This window comes from uncultured Candidatus Kuenenia sp., assembly GCF_900696675.1.
Taxonomy (GTDB): Bacteria; Planctomycetota; Brocadiia; order Brocadiales; family Brocadiaceae; genus Kuenenia; species Kuenenia stuttgartiensis_A.
Map to the genome: position 1 here is coordinate 1 of NZ_CAADGZ010000304.1, position 1070 is coordinate 1070.

Annotated in this window: 1 protein-coding gene; it reads right to left on the reverse strand. The window is 40.2% G+C overall.

What is annotated here, in order from left to right; translation table 11 throughout:
• Nucleotides 1-206: 206 nt before the first annotated feature.
• Nucleotides 207-962 (reverse strand): IS21-like element helper ATPase IstB, encoded by a 756-nt coding sequence (gene istB / locus QZT26_RS17810; RefSeq protein WP_295104120.1) that lies wholly within the window; start codon nt 960-962, stop codon nt 207-209.
• Nucleotides 963-1070: the final 108 nt, after the last annotated feature.

The following is a 1070-nucleotide window of genomic DNA, read 5'->3' on the forward strand; positions in this document are numbered from 1 at the left end:
TCGTTATGGCAATAGAAAAGTGTACCAGATGGCAAAGTAAAATAGTACCACTCTGGACAAAAAGATTTATTATCACAATATGATATTGTCGACTACAGGCTTCTGTGATGCAACGGAAGGAACCCGTAGGGTGACTGGAGTTGCATCACAGAAGCCTCAATTTTGCAATCTCCCATTCACTGATAAAACAAAAGATATTTTCCCTCTTACACCTTCTTCCCTTTTTTCTTCTTCATACTCTGTTTAAATCGATAGCTTTCTCCATTGAACGTAAGAATATGGCTATGATGTGTTATTCGGTCTAAAAGTGCCGACGTCATTGTGGGATCATTCATAAATTTCGTCCAATCAGCAAATTCCAGGTTGGAACTAATAATGGTCGCTCCATTTTCGTAGCGATCTGCAAAAAACTGAAACAACAACTCTGCTCCTTCTTTAGACAAGGGTAAATACCCTAATTCATCCAATATTACCAATTCGGCCTTGATGAGCCTTTTCTGTAGTCGAGACAATTGCAACTCCGATCTGGCTTCCAACAACATATTCACCAGCTTCGCGGCAGTAAAAAACAATACGGTTTTTTTCTTCTTGCAAGCCTCAACCCCCAACGCTATCGACAAGTGTGTCTTTCCCGTTCCTGTCTGACCTATAAAACAAATATTTTCTGATCTTTCAATATAACCACATTCACTCAGTCGAAATACCTCTTTGGCGTTTAAACCCGGAATCTCTTCAAATGCAAAATCAACAAGCGTTTTGATGAATGGAAATTGTGCTTGTTTTATTAAATTCTTCACCCGATTCTGGTCCCGGTTTACAATCTCCTCTTCGCTCAACGCTCTCAAATACTCTTCATACGGCTGGTTGTTTCGTGTCGCATACTCAGCAAATGATTTATGATGCCTCGAAAACATGGGAAGCTTTAATTGTTTTAAATTCAGTTCCAATATTGCCTGATTCATTCGCACTCTCTCCCCAATTGCATCAAAGAATTATAACGATTTAATGCTACATGAGGCACGTGCACATCGAGACGGGAACTCTCAGACACATCCAGCCGCTCACTACGT